The following is a 19645-nucleotide window of genomic DNA, read 5'->3' as shown; positions in this document are numbered from 1 at the left end:
GTGATTGAAAAGGTGGTTTTCTGAAACCTTTGGCGGTGCTCACCGCGGTATCGTAGCGACCCGAGGACAACGCACCGACAGGAGAACGCAATGAGTTGGTCCGCCAAACAGTACGTCGCTTTTGAAGATGAACGCACCCGTCCCGCCCGTGACCTGCTGGCGGCCATCCCCGTCGGGGATGTGCGTTCGGCCATCGATATCGGCTGTGGCCCCGGTAACTCCACCGAGTTGCTGGTCGAGCGTTTTGCCAGCGCCACGGTCCGAGGCCTGGACAGTTCGACCGACATGATCGAGGCCGCACGCAAGCGCTTGCCGCAGGTGCAGTTCGATATCGCCGGTATCGACACCTGGAACGACAACGGCCCGTTCGACGTGATTTTCGCCAACGCGGTGTTGCAGTGGCTGCCCGATCACGCGGCGCTGTTTCCTTCACTGGTGAGTAAATTGGCACCGGGTGGCAGCCTGGCGATCCAGATGCCCGACAACCTGAATGAACACTCACACCGTTTGATGCGTGAAGTCGCCGCTGATGGTCCATGGGCCGGCAAACTGGCAGGTGCCGCCGGGCAGCGGACCGAGATGGCCGATGCCAGTGGTTATTACTCGATCCTCAAGGCCTGTTGCTCGCGCGTCGATGTGTGGCGCACCACCTACCATCATCCGCTCGCGGGCGGCGCATCTGGCGTGGTGGAGTGGTTCAAGGGCAGTGGCTTGCGGCCGTTTCTCGAACCGCTGGACGAGGCGGAGCGGGCGCAGTATCTGAAGCAATATCAGGCGGCCATCGAGCAGGCGTATCCGGCCTTGGCCGACGGTTCGGTGCTGTTGCCGTTCCCGCGACTGTTTATCGTCGCGACCCGCTGATGCAAAAAAGGGACAGTTGATGAGCGTCTTCCGTCCCTCCCGGGAAACATGGATAGCGCAATACCTGTAGGAGCCGGCTTGCCGGCGATGGACTCAAGTACGCCGCGTTTATCCAGTTCACACGCGTTATCGTTAACGAGCATCGCCAGCAGGCTGGCTCCTACTTTTTTTTCGAGCGTCTGGCGCTCAAGTATTCAAAAGCAAACGAGGCAAAGCCGAACAACCCGATCAATGAAATGATCATGATTCCCAACTCTGAATTGTGCATGTCGATCTCGGGGTGAAGGGTGAGCCGGGAGAATAAGGGATCTATTTCCGGGTTCAACGCCGCGCTACGGTTTCTTTATTCCCGTGCCCGGTTCTATACGCAAAAGATACGCGCGTGGCTCAGCGCTGAACGCCGACCAACATCATCATCGGCCGCTCCCGCTCTTCGGCCAGCGCCGGTTGCGCCGCCACCTCGGCATCGCTCGGCCCCCATTCGTTGACATGGCGGATGCTGAAACCCGCTGCAATCAGCATATTGAGCAACGTGCCAATGGTGCGATGCTGCTTGATCACACCCTCGGCCAGCCAGTTGGTCACACGCTCGCCTTCACGCTGATAACCGTCCACCGGCCAACGCTTGCGGCCCTCCGCATCGATGATCCAGCCCGGATTACGCGGTGCCATGAAGATCGGGTGCTCGATGGAAAACACGAACGGCGAACCGGGCTTGAGCGCCGCGTGGACATTGGCGAACAACCCCGGCAAGTCCTTGATGTAGTGCAGCGCGAGGGAGCTGTAGGCCAGATCGAAACTGCCGGCCGGCAGATCGAGGGCTTCCAGGTCGGCGCGCTCATAACGGATGTTTGATGCGGCGGTGGTTTGGCGCGCCTGTTCCAGCATCTTTTGCGAAACATCCAGACCGAGCACGCTGTCAGCGCCTTGCTCACTGACCCAACGACAAAACCAACCGTACCCGCAGCCGAGATCCACTACCTTCAGACCCTGCATGGGCGGCAGCATGGCCTTCAGCGCCGGCCATTCCGGCGCTGCATCGAGACCGCCGATGGAGCGGGCCATCTGGCTGTAGCCCTGGAAGAATTGAGGGTCGTCGTAGATGTTTTGGGTCATTTTCCGGCTGCTCCGGTGATGTCACTTGTCCAAATTGATTTCCAGCAGCACCCAAGTACAACCGGCGTACTTTGGATTGGTAGTGTGCAGAGCAACGCTGTTGGCTGAAGGGAGGGGCGCACCATCTTCGATGAGCATCTCGAAATGCCCCTCAATGGCTTGTTGAACCATGGCTATTGCGTCTTCCAGATCCTCTCCGGCGCTAAAACAACCTGGAACATCCGGGACTTCCACTCCCCACGCATGTTCGTCGTCGCCCATGGAAATCGCAATCGGGTAAAGCATATTCATCGTCCTCCATGGAAAGTCTGATGGGGTATGAAACGCAATGGGCGCCTTGAAAGGCGCCCGATGGGCTATCAGGAAGGCTCGGCATCCATGCGTCGAGCGATAACATCCAACACATCGCAACCGTCGCGCAACGGCACGCAGCACAGTAATGCGAAGTCACTGAGTACAACTGTGTCAGAGGTCAGGTCACCGCGCATCGCGAGGTTTTCAAGTAGCTGCGTCACGGCGCGAATTCTGTAGCTGGCGGTGCTGAGCAGGGAGTGCAGGGGTTGGGTTGTGTTGACGTAGAGGGAGGGGAGATCGTCGGCGTTGCTGGTTAAAGCCATGAACTCTTTCATGAGTATTGCTCCACTTAGTTGAGGTCTACCAGCCGATCGTCGCCAAACGAAAGGGTGGCAACTGTACGCAGGTTGGCGAACCGGAGTGGAAGCCGGCAGACCCGAAGGTCTCCCGCGCACAGCTGCCAAAAAACGACAACTCTACAGATGCAATAACGCCTGCAAGCAAGCCAGTGCGCTTTTGCATTCCACTTCAGGTCGCCAAACCCGATACGCCATTTTTGGCGCGCTCGGACTATAGGCTTCGTGGCAAAAGCACAGCAATGCACAAGTGTACGGACATTTCCCTGTGTCGTGTAGGACGTTGCTTTTTCTAGCGTTGATGTCGGTTTGGCCCTTAAAAGTGGGACCTTAACGATAGTGTTAGCAGGGACATCACTAAATTCCGCGTACAAAAAACCGGCCACTCAGACCGGTCTTCTTTTCAGCTGCAGTTGCACGCTATCCAGTTCTACCGAAGATCACTCTTCACCAGCTCCCATCACTCGATCCTCAAACGCTGAGCGCACCGCGTCCACAACACGTTGCGCCATTCGGTCATCTTCAAGTGGTGGATAGCCCTTCTTCAGCTTTCCGGACACCACCCAGCCGTTCTCCTTGATCGAACGGATGATGCGGTTGGCATCCTGATCCGGCATCTCGAGCACTTCTTTGAGTTGTTCCTGCGCTCGCTGGAAGATAACCAAGACTCGGGCTTCATCCGCCATCTCCGTACGAATTGTGTGCTCGACGACGCGAGCGGTGTACAAGACGTGTTCGGTCAGGTCTGGGTAGCGCCAGGCAAAGCCTGCGTCTTTGTATTCATCGAAGATGAAGTTGCTGGGAGTGCCGTCTTCGTAGGTCACGAGTTCGCCAAACCCATAAGCCGCTGCGTAACGGCGCATAAACGGGCGTGAAAACACCTCGAGCGTACGGTAGTAGCCTGCCCTGAAATCGATCGAACTGGTGATAGTGGCCGACACGGGCAGGATCACGCCGTCGGGCACTGCCTTGTCCCTGATCAAGGTGTCGTTGATCAGGAAGCGATGAATCCGGCCGTTGCCGTCACGCATGGGATGGATGTACACGAAACCGAATGCAAGCACTGCGGCGCGTGCCACTGACTCGGCACCCCGCGTTGCGATCTCGAACTCGTTGAGGCCTTCCAGTAGAGGGGCAAGTTCTTCAAAGTGCGGGGCAATGTAATGCACGATGTCCTCGCGCATTGTGGCCTGACCTACAAATACCGGAGAGCGCCGCAAGCCGAGCCCAATGGCATCTCGACCCAGAATGCCGGCTTGCAGGGAACGTAGGCTGTCATTGCTTAATGGGGCTTCGATATGGCCGCAGTGCTGAGCAATGACATGCGCAAAACGCTGGATGCGATCAGCCTGGTCGGCCTCTTTTTCGATGAGAAAGCTGGCTCGTGACTCCTTGAACGTCAACCAACTGGCCGTACGCATCAAGATATCGGCACCAAAGGTTCGATCCAACTCCTTCAACGCCGCGCCGAGATCGAATTGCAGAGCCTCTTTGACTGCCGTCGTACGACGAACCAAAGGGCAAAAACCGGGTGTCCCGGGCAGGTTGTTTTTGATTCGCCAACGTCGAACTCGTGGTGGTTCACTACGGGTGAGGTAGTCCTGCGCAGAAAGTGCATCGACATAGCCACCGTTGGTTACGTCTGCCACATCCAGACTTTTTCCTGTCAGCCATTCGTAGAGAAACCCCGTGCGGCGAGCATATTGGCCAAAAGGCTCTCGCCGGCACCAGGCTTCGACAGGTTCGGGTCCGGTCTTTGCAAACAAGCGAGCAAAGAATTCGAAATGGATCTCTTCGTACTTGAGGCCGAATTCGAAATGCCCTGAGAAATCGTCGGCAGGCCGGTAGCTGGGGGGATACTGATTCTGCGTGTGCCCGCTACTTTCGCGACTGACACGTGTCTTGCCAATCGTCGATTCGACGCGCAGTGGCTGTGCCAGAACGATGTCGTACTGGTTTGCGAGTGCCTTTAAACCGACCTGCATTAACAAAATCCTTTACTGGGACGATAGAAACGCTAACGAATACCTGATCCTACGCGAAAACGTTAATTTTTGTAGGGAGATGAAAAGGCCAATAGGCACCGAAATTCGCTAACAAATCCCCATCATCTGAAAAAAACGCTAACGGAAGTTTTATAGTAGTCGCTTCTGCGCAGGAGCACTCCGCGTATGGATGGATGTCAGGTAAGCCGTCTGAACAAAAAATTTGCGGAAGGTTCGGATGAAGGGAGCCCCTATGCCTGCGAGCTCCGATGGCCACGAAAACTATACGAGCGCCAGGCCTTGCGAGTCGATTCCGCGCTTTTGCGAATGCAGGGTGAGCCTCGTGGCGCTACACGCCAACTGAGCTAGTCTTTGGGCAGCAGGTGGGCACCCGACGAGAACAGCTCAACTATGAAAATATCGGTAAAGGCCATCGATTACCCAATAAGCGTATTTAAAGCGGAATGGCCGAATTTAGTGTTGTGGGCTTTTTTGTTGTCACCGCTGATAGTTAGACTGATCACAAACCATCAATACTCGAAATTTGATTTGTTGGCCATATATACCGCTGCGATTTCAGTATTATGGCTTTTGGCGATTCGATTTGCTTCGTTTAATCAATTCAAAACTCACGTCGTTCTGTTTCCGTTCTATTTGTTGGCGGTCGTCGATCTATTCCTTGTTCTGAATTTCAATTCGAGATTCACGGCGGCCTATGTGTTTATAGGGTTGAACAACTACAAGGAGACAAGCGATTTTTTGTCGACTTATTGGCGGCCGCTTACCATCGTTTTGATAATATTCGTCGCTTGCTATGGGGTAGGGCTCATAGGCTTGTATAAGCGTGAGTTGTATAAAAACAAGGGGTTTTTCGTTTTGGTCATTAGCGCTTTGCTTTTTGGGTATGGCGCGTATTTTTATAAAACGGTCAAAGTCAATTCTTTCGGGAAGCATGCGGTACTGGATCTCGTTGCAAAAGATCAAAGCACACCCATCGGTTACTTGTCGCAAATAGGCCTCACGGCTCACATGTATTTGCAATCAGAGCAATTTATCAAGCAGCGCCAGGAATCGGAGGTGAAAATAACCAGTGTTTCGAATGAGTCAAATATAGAAACTGTTGTTTTTGTAATCGGTGAGTCATCGCGGCCGCAAAATTGGTCTCTCTACGGATATGACAAGCAGACCACCCCGAATCTCGACAAGCTGGCAGGGATTTACAAGTTCAATCGCATGTGTACGACAGCCCCCTATACGTCGGTCGCCGTACCCTCAATGCTCAGCCTTGAGCCCATATCGGATTGGAATGCCATTGCGTCAAAAAAATCCTTGGTGGGTATATATCGCGCAGCCGGTTACATGACCTATTGGTTGTCAGTGCAGGAAGTCGATAGTTTCGGCGGAATCATTCCGCAAATAGCAGCAGAGGCTCAAAATTGGCAATATTTTGAAAGGAGCTATGACGGAGCATTGATGCCGGAATATAAAAAAATATTAAACAAAGGCAGTGCGCAAAAACAAGCCATATTTATCCATATCAAGGGCAGTCATTTCGATTACTCGCGTCGGTATCCAGATGATTTTAAAAAATTCAAGCCGTCAACCAATAGCGCAAAAGATAAAATTACCGCGGAATATGATAATACCATCTTGTATACGGACTGGTTGTTAAGCTCAATTATTGAACAATTGAAATTGAGCAAAAAGCCATCGGTATTGTTTTATTCATCGGATCATGGCGAAAATATCATGGATGATAGTCGAGGGTTGTTGGGGCATGGGATTGGCAATAAGTATGATCTGCCGGTTTCGGCGTTTGTCTGGGCATCAGATAATATTTCAGGCCAGCAAGCGCTCAAGCTGTCAAAGTTGAAGGAGAGGGAGAATCAAAGAGTTAGCATTTCGTCCTTGCCGCATACGCTTTTAAATTTGACTGGCGTTCTCACGAGTGAATATAGGAGTTCGGATGATTTGCTTAGCAATGATTTTGTGACGTCGAAATGTCCATACCTGCTCGGCACAGGGTATGTTCCAGCGTTTGATTTTGATGCACTTTAAACCGGCCATATCGTTTTTCGGCGGGGCAACATGAAGTGGCGTGGATGGGGGGGAGAGGATTTGGTCTGCCGCTTGATGGTGAGACTGAACGTCCCCCAATGTGGCCCTCAGCTCGTTGACGATGCGTACAGGCGCTGCTGAAAGCCTTGAAAATAGTGGAGCGGGTGAAGGGAATCGAACCCTCGTTATCAGCTTGGGAAGCTGGAGTAATGCCATTATACGACACCCGCTCAGAGCGGCTGACTTTGTACCAGATACGCGCGGGGATTTGAAGTTTTTCTTTGCCCCAGATGGCTTTAGCACAGGTGAAACGATGCATGGACCGCATGACGGTCGATCGCGGGCAAGTCTCGCGCCTGCAGAATACGTTTGATTCAGCAGGGCGGGGCTTGCTCGCGATGACTCTGTTTCAGAGTGCCAATGCATGGTGGTCCTGGACGTAGTGGTAACGCGGTCGGCTATCGTGCTGGGCCGGTTTCAGGAACCCCATCAGTGCGTTGCGGCTGTCTCGGCAGGCGGCTTTGTGTTCCATGTCGAGAAAGTGGCCGGTGGCCTGAAGGGTTGTGAAGGTGGCGTGCTGCACGTGGTTGGCGAACAACCGAGCGCCATCGGCGGCGGTGTATTCGTCCCATTCGCCGTTCATGAACAGCACCGGCACGTTGATTTTTTCCGCCGCTTTGAAAAAGCATTGGCGATCGCTGTGCAGCAGGTCGCTGATGTGGAAGTGCATCTGCCCGTATTCATGATCGGCGAGGCTGCTGACGTGCCGATAGTTGAAGCGCTTGAACAGGGTCGGCAGGTGTTTGCCGATGGTGCTGTTCACCAGGTTGCCGACGCGGTCGCCATCCCGGCTGCCGAGGTAATCGACTCCGCGCTCGAGGTAGTCGAGCATGTGCGCGTTGATCTCCGGGGAGAACGAGCTGATCACGGCTTTTTCGATGCGTCGTGGCCGTTGGGCCAAGGCGACCAGGGTCGCGGCGCCACCCCAGGAAAACGACAGCACGTGTTCGGCGGCGAAGTGGTCGATCAGCTCCAGCAGGATCTGCCCCTCGACTTCCTTGGTCAGCAATTTCTCATGCAGGTTGTGGGCTTTTGACCGGCCCGCGTAGGGCTGGTCGTAGCAGACGACGTTGAACTGCGGATGGAGGTTTTTCACGGTTTGTGCAAACGACGCAGTCGTGGCCATCGAGCCGTTGACCAGGATAATGGTCTTCTCTGCGGCGTCTGCGCGATAGAACTCCGTGTAAACCCGATACTGACCCTGTATATCCAACACAGCGATTTCTGGCCTCATGTCATAAGACTCCTGGCAAGCGGGTATGCGCGCAAATAGAGATTGCACGAGCTTTGTGACAGGTAGGCATACGCCTGGAATTTGAGAGGCCCATGTCGATCCATTGCAGTCCGGTCGACGGGTATTGTTATTGGCGGGCAGTCTGCCGGGTGAGGCCGGAACCCTTGGGTTCCTACCGGCAAAAAGTTTCTTAGAAGTATGGGGTGACTCGTCGGTCACATTTCGGCCGACGTCCTGATTCAAGCAGGGGTCACGTCATCGCGCAAGTGCCATTGGTAAATTGTTCGACAACTTCTGCTCAGCGGTCGCCTGCTTAGATGAATCCGATCTCTTCATCGCTCAGTGGGCGGTATTCGCCCGGTTTCAATCTGTCGTCGAGCACCAGCGGGCCCATGCGTTCGCGGTGCAGGCGCATCACTTTGTTGTTGAAGTGGCCGAACATGCGCTTGACCTGGTGATAGCGGCCTTCAACGATGCTCAGGCGCGCGCATTTCGGCCCGAGCAGCTCCAGCCCGGCGGGTTGCGTGGTGAGGTCTTCGAAGGCGAAGTACAGCCCTTCGTTGAACTTGATCGCGTATTCAGGGCCGATGTCCTGTTCGGTTTCGACGTAGTAGACCTTGGGCAGTTTGTTCTGCGGTTGGGTCAGGCGCCGCGACCAGCTGCCGTCGTTGGTGATCAGCATCAGGCCGGTGGTGTTGAAGTCCAGGCGTCCGGCGATGTGCAGCTCGTCCTTGTCCGGCTCGTGGATCAAATCGAGCACGGTCGGGTGCTGCGGATCCCGGGTGGCGCTGACGCATCCCGCGGGTTTGTGCAACATGAAGTGGCGCAGGGGTTTACCGACTTGCAGCACGTCGCTGTCGACTTCGACGCGGCTGAACTCGCGGACTTCACTGTGCGGGTCGCTGACGACTTTTCCGTCGATCCTGACGCGTTTTTCCACCAGCAACAGGCGCACCTGCTTACGGTTGAAGCACGGCAGGTTGCTGAGGAATCGGTCGACACGCATGACTTAGGGATCAGTGAAGAAAGGGCCGCGCATCTTACTTGATCGATTCGGACGCTGCTTGCAACTGCGCCTCGACCTCGGCGCAGCGCGGGCACAGGCACGAGGCGTTGCGCAGTTGCGCCGGCAACGCCTGGAGCACGGCCGGGTCGATGCTGACGCCGTAGCACCAGCAGGCGCGGTCGGCGGTTCGCGGGTCGGCCAGGGTGCAGTCGTTGGGTGCGCCGCAGGCGGGGCAGAGGTCAGGCTGGTTCATGAATGGAGTGAGCCATTTCCACGCAGGTTCGGTTACGGCCACTTTGCTTGGCCCGGTACATCGCATGATCCGCCCGTGACAGCAGGCTGTGCAAGGTGTCATCGGGCTGCAGGGTGGTCAGGCCGATGCTGACGGTCACTCGCAAGATCTGGCCGTTGTAGGTGTAGCTCTGTTGCTCCACGTACTGACGAATTTTCTCGGCGATTATCCGACCGGTCTCACCATCGGTGTCCTTGAGCAGCACGATGAACTCTTCACCGCCCCAGCGGCAGACGATGTCGGAGTGCCGCAGACAGCTCTTCAGATCCTGGGCAAAGCCATTCAATACCTGATCGCCGGCCAGGTGGCCGTAGGTATCGTTCAACACCTTGAAGCGGTCGAGGTCCAGCAGCAAGGCGGTCAGCGGTTTGGGCTCGCGCCGGGCTTCTTGCATGGCCTGCACGGCCAGCAGGTCGAAGCCACGACGGTTGGGCAGTTCGGTCAGGCTGTCGAGGGTGGCCTGGGCCTGGATCTTGTCCTGAAAGCGCTTGATGACCTGGTTGAGCAGGGCCAGCACGATCAGCGTGACCAGCAGGCAGATCAGCAGGTTGAGGTACAGCGACTGACGGATTTCACCCAGGGCGCTGTCCTCGCGTTTGTCGACGAACAGGTACCAGTTCAGTTCCGGGATGAACCGCACATTGAGGAAATGTCCCTGGCCCTGCACGGAGTATTCGTAGCTGCCGCTGTGGGGTTTGGGCAGCCGACTGATCAGGTCCTTCATGCTGTCCAGCTCACCGAGTTTCTGCCCGATGCGCGCACCCTGAGGACCGCCTTCGGCGCCTGTCAGCACCAGGCGCCCGAAGTTGTCGACGAAATACACGCTGCGCTGATAACGCTGCTGGTACTTGTCGATCAGCTTGATCACGGCGTCGACGGTCAGGCCAACTCCGGCTGCGCCGATGAATCGGTCGTTGTAGTCATAGACTTTGTAGTTGATGAAAAAGGTCAGGTTGTCCTTATTGGCGAGGTCCGGGTCGACGTTGATTTCGTACGGATCCTTCATGTCCCGCACGCGGAAATACCAGGCGTCGCGGGGCTCGGTGGCCTTGACCTGCTTGAGCACACCCTTGGCGTGGTAGTAAGTCAGGCTGGTGTTGGAGACGAAGAACGCGGTGTAGGCGCCGTAGTGGGTCATGACCTCGTTGAGGTAACGGGTCATCTGGTCGGAATCTTTTTCACCGTTGACCACCCAGTCGCGCATGAAGGTGTCGCGGGCCATCATCGAGGAGATCAGGATCGGCCTGACCAGGTCTTTCTGGATTTCCGAGTAGACCGTGTCCGACGTCAGCGGCAGTTCGGTGTTGACGATGTTGTCGCGGATCGAGGCCCGAGAGGCGTAGTAACTGAGAAAGGAAGTGGCGAGGAAGCCTGCGCCCAGCAATGCGACCAGCGTGAGCACCAACGAGCGTTGAGAGTACAGCGGCGAGCGAAGCGGCATGGCAGTTCCATTGGCAGACATCCGATGGCAAGCATTCTAAGGGTACTGCCGGGAAATAACTGCTCCATGTGCGCCGCGAATGGTCGCTCCCATGTTCCATGGAGGGTTGTGCAGGACCTTGTGGGAGCGAGCCTGCTCGCGATTACGGTATGTCAGTCACATCAATCGTGAATGTGCTGACGCCATCGCGAGCAGGCTCGCTCCCACAGGGGATGTGTGTTTATCGCAGGGTTTTCAGGTACATCCGCCAGCCACCGAAATGACTGATGTTCACCGCACCCTCCAGCCCATACGCCTCGCAGATAAACCCGCTCTCCCAGCGGCCGTCCGCCAGTTGCACCTTGCCCAATCCCAGCGGTGCCGGAATCCCGGTCAGGAACGAACCCAGTTCTCGGCTGGGCAACTCCCAGACTTCCACGGCAATCGCCACGCCACCATCCTTCACGCGGACCATGCCTGGACGCAACGGCGGGCCGCCGGCCAGGGCATAGAGTTGATAATCCGGTGAGCTGAAGGTCGTTTCCAGCAACCGGGCGCCGCGCTGCTTGAGCTGCCAGTTCAACGCCAGCCCGTCCAGATGCGCGCCGCAGACCACCAGCCGCGCCCGATCATGGCGGGCAACCGTCGCCGGTGCGGGAGCGGCCAAGCCTTGCTGGCGCTGCAAGGCATCGGCCACGCTCAACAGATACTGATCGGTGAAGGCCCGGCCAAACACTGTCACGCCCCATGGCAGGCCGTTGTCCATGAACGCGCTGGGCACGGCGACGGCGGCGTAGTCGAGCAGGTTCATGAAGTTGGTGTAGTAGCCGAGGTCCGAATTGCGCAGCACCGGTTCGGCCTTGAGTTCCGCCAGCGACACCGGGCGGCCGATGGTGGGCGTGACGACACAATCGAGGCCTTCCAGCGCCGTGTCGCACAGGGCCTTGAGCGCTTGCAGCCGGTATTGGGCACGGAAGGTCTGCACGCCGTCGACGGCGGGTGCCTTGGCCAATACAGCGCGAATCACCGGCAACACGGCCTCGGGGTTTTGTGCCATCAACTCCCCGGCCACGCTGTAGCGCTCGGCCACCCACGGGCCTTCATAGAGCAAACGTGCGGCCTCCAGAAACGGCGATAGATCAAGCTCCACCGCTTCGCCGCCCAAGGCCTTGAGACGGTCGATGGCATCACCGAACAACAGTGGGCCTTCAGGGCATCCAAAGAATTGCAGGTCCTGCGCACGTGGCACGCCGAATCGGAACGGCCGTGGTGTGCCGAACGCCGAGCCGTCATTCCACAGCGGGTTGCTGCGGCTGTATTCGTCCCGTGGGTCGAGGCGTGCGGTGAGCGCCAGCAACTGACTGGCCTCCCGCGCCGTGGCGGTGAACGTAGTGACGCAATCGAGCGTACGACAGGCCGGTACCACGCCGGCCGTCGAGATCAGGCCCTTGGTGGCTTTCATGCCGACCAGGTTGTTCAACGCCGCCGGCACGCGCCCGGAGCCGGCGGTGTCGGTGCCCAGGGAAAAGCTCGCGACCCCGAGCGCCACCGCCAGCGACGAACCGGCGCTGGAGCCGCCCGACGGATACTCCGGCAACACGCTGTTGGGGCACACGCCATAGGGGGAGCGGCTGCCGTTGAGTCCGGTGGCGAACTGGTCGAGATTGGTCTTGCCCAACGGAATCGCACCCAGGGCCAGCAGTTGTTCGACGATGGTCGCCGAACGCTCCGGCACGTAGGCAAATGCCGGGCACGCCGCCGTGGTCGGAATGCCCGCCAGGTCGATGTTGTCCTTGATCGCGAACGGCACGCCGTACAGCGGCAGGCTGTCGAGGTCGCGACCGTCGAGGGCGGCGAGGTACGGCTCCAGTTCATCGACACTGAGCAAGTGGATGAACAGGTGATAGTCCGGATTCAGCGCCGCCGCTTTGTCCCGCAGGTTCAACAGCAGTTGGCGGGGCGTGGTGCTGCCGTCGCGGTAGGCGCTGCGCAGGGCGTCGAGTTGCAAATTGATATTCATGGCATGAGTCCTTTTCAAAATGGGTTCAGTCGAGTTCCAGCACCACGACGCGCTGTCCGGCGCGCACCGCCGAACCCGGTTGCACGCGCACCTCGCGCACCACGCCGGCCATGGGGGCGAGCAGGGGGATTTCCATCTTCATCGACTCCAGGATCACTAGTACATCACCGGCCGTGACGCGCTTGCCGGCCTCGACCTGGACCTGCCAGAGGTTGCCGGCGATGTGGCTGTCGACGCTCTGTTGACCGCTGGCCAGCGGCGCCTCATCGGTCGTCTCCGGGACCAGTTCCTCACTGTCGAAATGCGCCTGGCCGCTGGCGATCCAGCGTTCACGCTCGGCATTGAATGCGCCTTTTTGCTGCTCGCGAAACGCGCCGATGGTCTCGGCCTCCTGCGTCAGAAACGCCTGGTAATCCGCCAGGTTCAACTGACTGTGCTCGATGTTCAGGTCGAAGCGTCCGAGGGGGAAATCCCGGCGAATGCGCAGCAGTTCATCGGCGCTGACCGGGTAGAAACGGATCTGGTCGAAAAACCGCAGCAACCACGGTTTGCCATCGAACGCGGCGACTTCGCGGTAGCGGTTCCACATCTGTAGCGTGCGTCCGACAAACTGATAACCGCCGGGGCCTTCCATGCCGTAGACGCACATGTACGCACCACCGATGCCCACCGAGTTTTCCGCGGTCCAGGTGCGCGCCGGGTTGTACTTGGTCGTGACCAGACGATGGCGCGGATCGAGCGGGGTGGCGACCGGTGCGCCGAGGTAAACGTCGCCCAGGCCCATCACCAGGTAACTGGCGTCGAACACCGTGCGTTGCACTTCATCGAGGTTCGGCAGGTCGTTGATGCGGCGGATGAACTCCAGGTTGCTCGGGCACCATGGCGCGTCCTTGCGCACCGTGGTCATGTATTTCTCGATGGCCAACTGGCACGCGGGGTCATCCCAGGACAGTGGCAGATGGACGATGCGCGAGGGCACTTGCAGGTCTTTGGCGGCGCACACGGCGTCCCATTCGCCGGCGACGATGCCGAGCAGGTCGGCCAGTGGCAGTTGTTCGGGTTGGTAGTGGACTTGCAGTGAGCGGATGCCTGGCGTCAGGTCGATCACGCCGTGCAGGTGTTGGCTTTCCAGGGCCTGCATGAGGGCGTGGGCGCGGAAGCGCAGGACCAGGTCGAGTTCGGGGGCGCCGATTTCAAGGAGCAGATGTGTGTCACCCGACAGCCGTGCAACCAGCCGCGTATCTCCCTGACCGATATCCAGCACCACAGGCGACACAACCCCCTGTAGGAGCTGGCTTGCCAGCGATGAAGTTGATGCGGTGTCTGATCGGGCACCATCGCTGGCAAGCCAGCTCCCACAGGTATCCCATTTGCGGGCGAGATCGCGGGCGGTCTTGATGTCGATGGGGGAGAACTGCACCTTGTCCCCCGCCTTGAGCTGCCCCAACTGCCAAAGATCCGCTTCGATCACCGTCACCGGGCACACGAACCCGCCAAGGCTAGGGCCATCCGGGCCGAGGATGACCGGCATGTCACCGGTGAAATCCACCGCACCAATCGCATACGGATTGTCGTGAATGTTCGACGGATGCAAACCCGCCTCCCCACCATCGGAACGCACCCATTCCGGCTTCGGCCCGATCAGGCGCACACCGGTGCGGCTGGAGTTGAAATGCACTTCCCACTGGGTGGCGAAGAAGGTGCCGATGTAGTTTTCGGTGAAGTATTCCGGCGCACCGTGGGGGCCGTAGATCACGCGAATCTGCCGAACCGCCGGCAACTCGGTGACCTGCTCTTCAGCCAGTTGCTGACCGGCGCTGCGGTCATTCAGCGCTGGCAGGTGCAACACGTCACCGGCCCGCAAGGCGCGACCACCGTGTCCGCCAAATTGTCCCAGGGTGAAGGTGCTTTTGCTGCCCAGATACTCCGGTACCTGCAGGCCGCCACGCAGGCACAGATAGCTGCGCGCGCCAGCGCCGGCGATGGTGCCGAGGCTCAAGCTGGCGCCTGCCGGAACCACCAGCGCAGTGTTCATCGGCACGCTTTGACCGTCGAGCAGCAATGGAATCACCGCCCCGGTCACCGCCACCACCGCCTCGCAATTGAAGCGCAGCAACGGCCCACTCATGGTGATTTCCAGCGCCGCCGCGCCTTCGTCATTGCCAAGAAAACGGTTACCCAGGCGCAGCGCCCGACTGTCCATCGGCCCTGAAGGCGGCACGCCGACCGCCCAGTAACCGAGGCGCCCCGGATAATCCTGAACACTGGTTTGCGTACCGGCGCTGAGTACCTCGAACGTGTTGGCCCGATACACCAGGCCTTCCAGGCAACGGGTCCACGGCTGGCCGCTGGCGAAAGGCGCATCCAGCAGGATCTGCCGCAGGTAATCGCGGTTGGTTTCCACGCCATAGAGCAAGCTGGCGCCCAGTGCCTGATGCAGATCCTCAGTAGCCTCTTCGCGCGTCGGCGCCCAACTGATGACCTTGGCGATCATCGGGTCGAAGTAGGGCGGGATCTCGCAACCCGCTTCGACCCAGGTGTCGATGCGCAGTCGTTTGCCATCGGCGTCAGGGAAATTCACCGCTGTGAGCAAACCAGGGCTTGGCTGGAAATCGCGCCCCGGATCCTCGGCATACAACCGCGCCTGAATCGCATGACCCTGCGGCTTCAAACCCTGTACCAGATCGCTCAGCGGCGGCAGCTCACCGGCCGCCAGTTGCACCATCCAGCGCACCAGGTCGACGCCCCACACCTGTTCGGTGACGCCGTGTTCCACCTGCAAACGGGTGTTCACTTCCAGAAAATAGAAGCGCTGGGCTTCGCTGTCGAAAACGAACTCCACGGTGCCGGCGCTACGGTAGTTCACCGCTTTGGCCAGTTTGATCGCCGCCGCGCACAGTTCATCGGCCATGCCTTCGGGCAGGTTCGGTGCCGGGGTTTCCTCGAGGACTTTCTGGTTGCGACGCTGCACCGAACAGTCGCGTACGCCAAGGGCGATCACTTCGCCGTGACCGTCGCCGAACACCTGCACTTCCAGGTGACGGGCGCGCTGGATGTACTTCTCGATGAACACCCCGGCATCGCTGAAATTGTTCTGGCCCAGGCGTTTGACCGCTTCGAAGGATTCGCTCAACTCGGCCGCGCTGCGGCACACGCGCATGCCGATGCCGCCACCGCCGGCGGTGCTCTTGAGCATCACCGGGTAGCCGACCTGTTCACCGGCGATCATTGCTGCGTCGAGGCTCTCGAGCAACTCGGTGCCTTCAAGCATGGGCACACCCTGTTGCCTGGCCAGGGCGCGGGCGGTGTGCTTGAGGCCGAACACCCGCAGTTGTTCCGGTGTCGGGCCGATGAAGGCGATGTCGGCGGCTTCGCAGGCTTCGGCGAATGTGGCGTTTTCCGAGAGGAAGCCGTAACCGGGATGGACCGCGGTGGCGCCGCTGGCTTTGGCAATGGCGAGGATTTTATCGACCGCCAGGTACGTGCCGGCGGCCGCGCCTTCACCGAGGCTGTGCGCCTCGTCGGCCTGCAGGATGTGCAGGCTGGCCGCGTCGGCTTCGGAGTAAACGGCGACACCCTGCACGTGCAGTTCACGCAAGGTCCGCAGGATGCGGCAAGCAATGGCGCCACGGTTGGCAATCAGGACTTTTTCGAACATGGCATAACCCCCGGAGGCGATTGCGCATCAGCCTCGACTGGGATGCGGGCCGTCCCGCAGTTTTTCGAAATGCACCCGGGCCGTCCCGGATGACTGAAACGCCCCCCTGTAGGAGCTGCCGAAGGCTGCGATCTTTTGATTTTGTTTTTAAGATCAGGATCAAAAGATCGCAGCCTGCGGCAGCTCCTACAGGGTGGTTATTTAATGCATTGGCCGGAGCGGGCCTGGCACAGGGTGAACAGCCAGCGGCGCAAGCGCGCGAGTTTCAGTTCCATACCAGCAGCTCCGCAGGGGTGGGGTTGTAGGCGTTGCACGGGTTGTTCAGTTGCGGGCAGTTGGAGATCAGCACGATCACGTCCATCTCGGCGCGCAGGTCGACGTACTTGCCCGGCGCGGAAATCCCGTCTTCGAACGTCAAGCCGCCGTCGGCGGTGACCGGCACGTTCATGAAGAAGTTGATGTTCGGCCCGATGTCGCCCTTGCCCAGGCGTCCGTCGTGGACACAGGCCCGCAGGTAGTTGTCGCGGCAGCTGTGCATGTAGCGCTTCTCCAGGGCGTAGCGCACGGTGTTGCTCTCTTGCGCACAGGCGCCGCCGAGGGTGTCGTGACGTCCGCAAGTGTCGGCGACGATGGTCAGCATTGGTTTGCCGAGGTTGGAATACAGCACGCTGCCGGTGCTCAGGTACACGCTGTTCTGCCGGCGCAACGTGCGCTGCACGTCGTAGCGTTCCTTGGGGTTGGCGACGCTGTAGAACAAGGTGTCGACGGCCTGATTGCCTTCCAGATCGAGGATGCGCAGGGTCTGGCCGGCCTTGACCTCCATCAGCCAGGGTTCGCCGGCGGGGATGGTGGCGCGGTAGATCGCGGTGTCTGTTTGCCTGCTTGTGTGAACGGCAGCGGTGGCGATTGCGAGTGACATGGCAGCGATCCTCAGGCGAACAGACGGTCGGTATTGATGAAGCCGCGCTCGTTTTCCGGGCGCGAGGTGCGGCAGTGTTCGGCGACGCTGGCGTCGGCGTTCATCCAGCTGAGTTTCAGCGGTTTCGGTGCATATTCCAGCGATGGATCCATTGGGTGCTGCAGGGCGGTGAGCACCACCAGGGTGTCCATCGGTGCGTACAACTCGATGTAGTCGCCAGCCTTGGAATTGCCCTCGACGAAATGGAAGCGCCCGGCGTCATCGACGTTCACGCGGCTGAACAGGTTGAGGGTCATCAGCAGGTCGGACAGGCCCAGTCCCCACTTGCCCAGTTCCACCAGCAGGTTGTCGGTGCCGTTGCGGAAGAAGCCGTTGCGCAGTTCCTGGTAGCGGCCCGCACCGTACTTTTCTGCGACTTCTTCAGCGCAGAGCACGCCGCCCAGGCTGTCGCTCCAGCCGCAGGTGTCGGCGGTGATGGCGGCCAGCACGCGGCCCATGTCCGAGTACAGGCAGTGGCCGGCGGTGAGCTTGGCGGTGTGTTGGCATTTGAGGCTGTCGGGCAGGTTAAGGCGCTCGGTTTTTTCGTTGGCGTTGAGCAGTGTCAGGCTGACGTTGGCGCCGCCGCGCAGGTCGGTCAGGCGCAGCAATTGGCCGCGCTTGAGCACGAAGGAACGATGGCCGCCACCGGGGAGCATTTCTTCGGCGAAGGGTGGGAACAGTTGGGTCGAATCAGTCATTGTGAAAAATCCTCTAAGCGATACGAAGCGTGCCCGCCACCGGCAGCGGCAGGGCGTCGACGGCTTTGCACTGGGCGCGGCGGTCGCTGTTCAAAGGGATGTCGTAGGTGATGCGTGCGCCATAGCGACCGGGCGCATGCGGGTCGAGACGGACCTTGTCGAACACCAGCAGGCGCGTACCGAGGCTGAAACCTTCGGACAGGTCGTGGGTGACCATGAACACCGTCAGCCGGGTCTCGCGCCACAGCTCCAGGAGCAAGGCGTGCATGTCTTTGCGGATGCCCGGATCGAGGGCGCCGAAGGGTTCGTCGAGCAGCAACACCCGCGGCTTCATGATCAGCGCCTGGGCGATAGCCAGCCGTTGTTGCATGCCGCCGGAGAGCTGCGCCGGGTACTTGTCCAGCGAATGGCCGAGGCCGACCTTGTGCAGCAGCACCGAGGCCTGTTCGCGGGCCTCTTTTTTCGCACTGCCGAACCGGCGCCCGAGCAAGGGCGAACGAGGCAGTTCGAGGCCGAGGGCGACGTTGTCCAACACGCTCAGGTGCGGGAACACCGAGTAGCGCTGGAACACCACGCCACGGCTGGCATCCGGTTCACCGGCCAAGGGCTGGCCGTCGAGCAGGATCTCGCCGCGACTGGCGCGTTCCTGACCGAGCAACAGGCGCAGGAAGGTCGATTTGCCGCAGCCGGACGCACCCACCAGAGTGCAGAACTCACCCTCGTTGACGTTCAGGTTGAGGCCTTCAAGCACCACCTGATCGGCGTATTGCTGCCAGACGTTTTTAACGCTGATGAAGCTCATTTGGCGGCCCCCTCATACCAGGGGAACGCACGCCGGGTCAGGTGTTTAAGGCCCCAATCCATTAGCCAGGCGAGCAGGGTGATCCACACCACGTAGGGCAAGATCACGTCCATCGCCAGGTAGCGACGCACCAGGAAGATCCGGTAGCCGAGACCATCAGTGGAGGCAATGGCTTCGGCGGCGATCAGGAACAGCCACGCCGAACCGAGCATCAAGCGCAGCGAGATCAACAGCCGTGGCAACAGTTGCGGCAGCACCACCCGCAGCATCAGGGTCCAGGTGGAGGCGCCGAGGGTCTGGGCCTTGATCAGCAGTTCCACGGGAATTTCCCGGGCACGCTGTTCCAGGTCCCGGGCCAGCGCCGGGGTGATGCCGATGACGATCAGCATCACTTTCGACAATTCCCCCAGGCCGAAGACGATGAACAGGATCGGCAGGATCGCCAGCGGCGGCACCATCGACAGCACGGTCAGCAGGGGTGACAACGGCGCACCGAACAGCGGCAGGGTGCCGGCGGCGATGCCCAGGCACAGCCCGGCCAGGGCGCTGATGCCCAGGCCGATAGCCAAGCGTTGCAGGCTGGAGGCCGTGTCCTGCCAGAGCAGGTATTCGCCGGTGCGGGTGTCGGCCACGAAGGCCAGGCGTTTCACCGCATCGGTCATCTGCACGGCGCTGGGCAGCAGCTTGTCGTTGGGGTTGTCTGCCAGTCGCTCGGCCGAGCCCATGAGATAGGCGAACAGCACCAGGGCGAACGGCAGGATCACCAACAACAGGCGACTCGGGCGATCCGGGTGGCGATTGATCAGGCGCATGGCCAAGTCCTCTGT

15 protein-coding genes, 1 tRNA gene and 1 pseudogene are annotated in these 19645 nt (G+C 59.4%); 2 read left to right on the top strand and 15 right to left on the bottom strand.

Features of this window, described 5'->3' with window-relative positions; all coding sequences use genetic code 11:
* The first annotated feature begins 90 nt into the window (after window positions 1-90).
* Window positions 91-861, top strand: coding sequence for a trans-aconitate 2-methyltransferase (tam, locus tag CD175_RS22935; RefSeq protein WP_104450564.1), 771 nt, complete (start codon window positions 91-93; stop codon window positions 859-861).
* Between the two features lie 387 nt (window positions 862-1248).
* On the opposite strand, the gene CD175_RS22925 is transcribed toward tam, so the two are convergent.
* From CD175_RS22925 to CD175_RS22910, 4 genes and pseudogenes are all read right to left on the bottom strand, one after another.
* The gene (locus CD175_RS22925; protein WP_104450562.1) at window positions 1249-1977 is read right to left on the bottom strand and encodes a class I SAM-dependent methyltransferase; all 729 of its coding nucleotides are present in this window, start codon (window positions 1975-1977) and stop codon (window positions 1249-1251) included.
* 24 nt (window positions 1978-2001) lie between these two features.
* A pseudogene (locus CD175_RS22920) lies at window positions 2002-2262 on the bottom strand (type II toxin-antitoxin system HicB family antitoxin); the annotation flags it as partial.
* Between the two features lie 74 nt (window positions 2263-2336).
* Entirely contained in the window at window positions 2337-2606 is a 270-nt protein-coding gene (locus CD175_RS22915) for a short-chain dehydrogenase (RefSeq protein ID WP_102699017.1), read from the bottom strand.
* A 461-nt stretch (window positions 2607-3067) separates the two neighbouring features.
* Entirely contained in the window at window positions 3068-4612 is a 1545-nt protein-coding gene (locus CD175_RS22910; RefSeq protein WP_104450561.1) for a Fic family protein, read from the bottom strand.
* Window positions 4613-5023: 411 nt separating this feature from the next.
* Here CD175_RS22910 and CD175_RS22905 point away from each other — a divergent pair, with 411 nt between their 5' ends.
* A complete protein-coding gene (locus tag CD175_RS22905) occupies window positions 5024-6670 on the top strand; it encodes a phosphoethanolamine transferase (protein ID WP_104450560.1) in 1647 nt (548 codons plus the stop codon).
* A 156-nt stretch (window positions 6671-6826) separates the two neighbouring features.
* Here the strand turns inward: CD175_RS22905 and CD175_RS22900 are convergent.
* The 11 genes from CD175_RS22900 to CD175_RS22850 form a co-directional block, all read right to left on the bottom strand.
* Window positions 6827-6900, bottom strand: a tRNA-Gly gene (locus CD175_RS22900).
* A gap of 179 nt (window positions 6901-7079) precedes the next feature.
* Complete coding sequence (locus tag CD175_RS22895) at window positions 7080-7964, bottom strand: alpha/beta fold hydrolase (RefSeq protein ID WP_007979844.1); 885 nt, start codon at window positions 7962-7964, stop codon at window positions 7080-7082.
* Between the two features lie 313 nt (window positions 7965-8277).
* Window positions 8278-8970, bottom strand: a complete 693-nt coding sequence (locus tag CD175_RS22890; RefSeq protein WP_104450559.1) for a pseudouridine synthase — start codon at window positions 8968-8970, stop codon at window positions 8278-8280.
* A 34-nt stretch (window positions 8971-9004) separates the two neighbouring features.
* On the bottom strand, window positions 9005-9223 hold the full coding sequence (locus CD175_RS22885; RefSeq protein ID WP_007979840.1) for a cysteine-rich CWC family protein: 219 nt from the start codon (window positions 9221-9223) through the stop codon (window positions 9005-9007).
* On the bottom strand, window positions 9210-10703 hold the full coding sequence (locus CD175_RS22880; RefSeq protein ID WP_104450558.1) for a sensor domain-containing diguanylate cyclase: 1494 nt from the start codon (window positions 10701-10703) through the stop codon (window positions 9210-9212). The genes CD175_RS22885 and CD175_RS22880 overlap by 14 nt, the downstream gene beginning before the upstream one ends.
* A 220-nt stretch (window positions 10704-10923) precedes the next feature.
* On the bottom strand, window positions 10924-12702 hold the full coding sequence (gene atzF, locus CD175_RS22875; protein WP_104450557.1) for an allophanate hydrolase: 1779 nt from the start codon (window positions 12700-12702) through the stop codon (window positions 10924-10926).
* A 25-nt stretch (window positions 12703-12727) separates the two neighbouring features.
* Window positions 12728-16360 (bottom strand): urea carboxylase, encoded by a 3633-nt coding sequence (gene uca, locus CD175_RS22870; RefSeq protein ID WP_104450556.1) that lies wholly within the window; start codon window positions 16358-16360, stop codon window positions 12728-12730.
* Window positions 16361-16625: 265 nt separating this feature from the next.
* The gene (locus CD175_RS22865; RefSeq protein ID WP_104450555.1) at window positions 16626-17279 is read right to left on the bottom strand and encodes an urea amidolyase associated protein UAAP2; all 654 of its coding nucleotides are present in this window, start codon (window positions 17277-17279) and stop codon (window positions 16626-16628) included.
* 11 nt (window positions 17280-17290) lie between these two features.
* Window positions 17291-18016, bottom strand: a complete 726-nt coding sequence (locus CD175_RS22860) for an urea amidolyase associated protein UAAP1 (protein WP_104450554.1) — start codon at window positions 18014-18016, stop codon at window positions 17291-17293.
* A gap of 13 nt (window positions 18017-18029) precedes the next feature.
* Window positions 18030-18818 (bottom strand): ABC transporter ATP-binding protein, encoded by a 789-nt coding sequence (locus tag CD175_RS22855; RefSeq protein ID WP_104450553.1) that lies wholly within the window; start codon window positions 18816-18818, stop codon window positions 18030-18032.
* A complete protein-coding gene (locus CD175_RS22850) occupies window positions 18815-19630 on the bottom strand; it encodes an ABC transporter permease (protein WP_104450552.1) in 816 nt (271 codons plus the stop codon). The genes CD175_RS22855 and CD175_RS22850 overlap by 4 nt, the downstream gene beginning before the upstream one ends.
* Window positions 19631-19645: the final 15 nt, after the last annotated feature.

It is taken from the genome of Pseudomonas laurylsulfatiphila, assembly GCF_002934665.1.
GTDB classification, from domain to species: domain Bacteria; phylum Pseudomonadota; class Gammaproteobacteria; order Pseudomonadales; family Pseudomonadaceae; genus Aquipseudomonas; species Aquipseudomonas laurylsulfatiphila.
The sequence above is the reverse complement of the archived record's forward strand: the minus strand, read 5'-3'. Positions and strand labels throughout refer to the sequence as shown.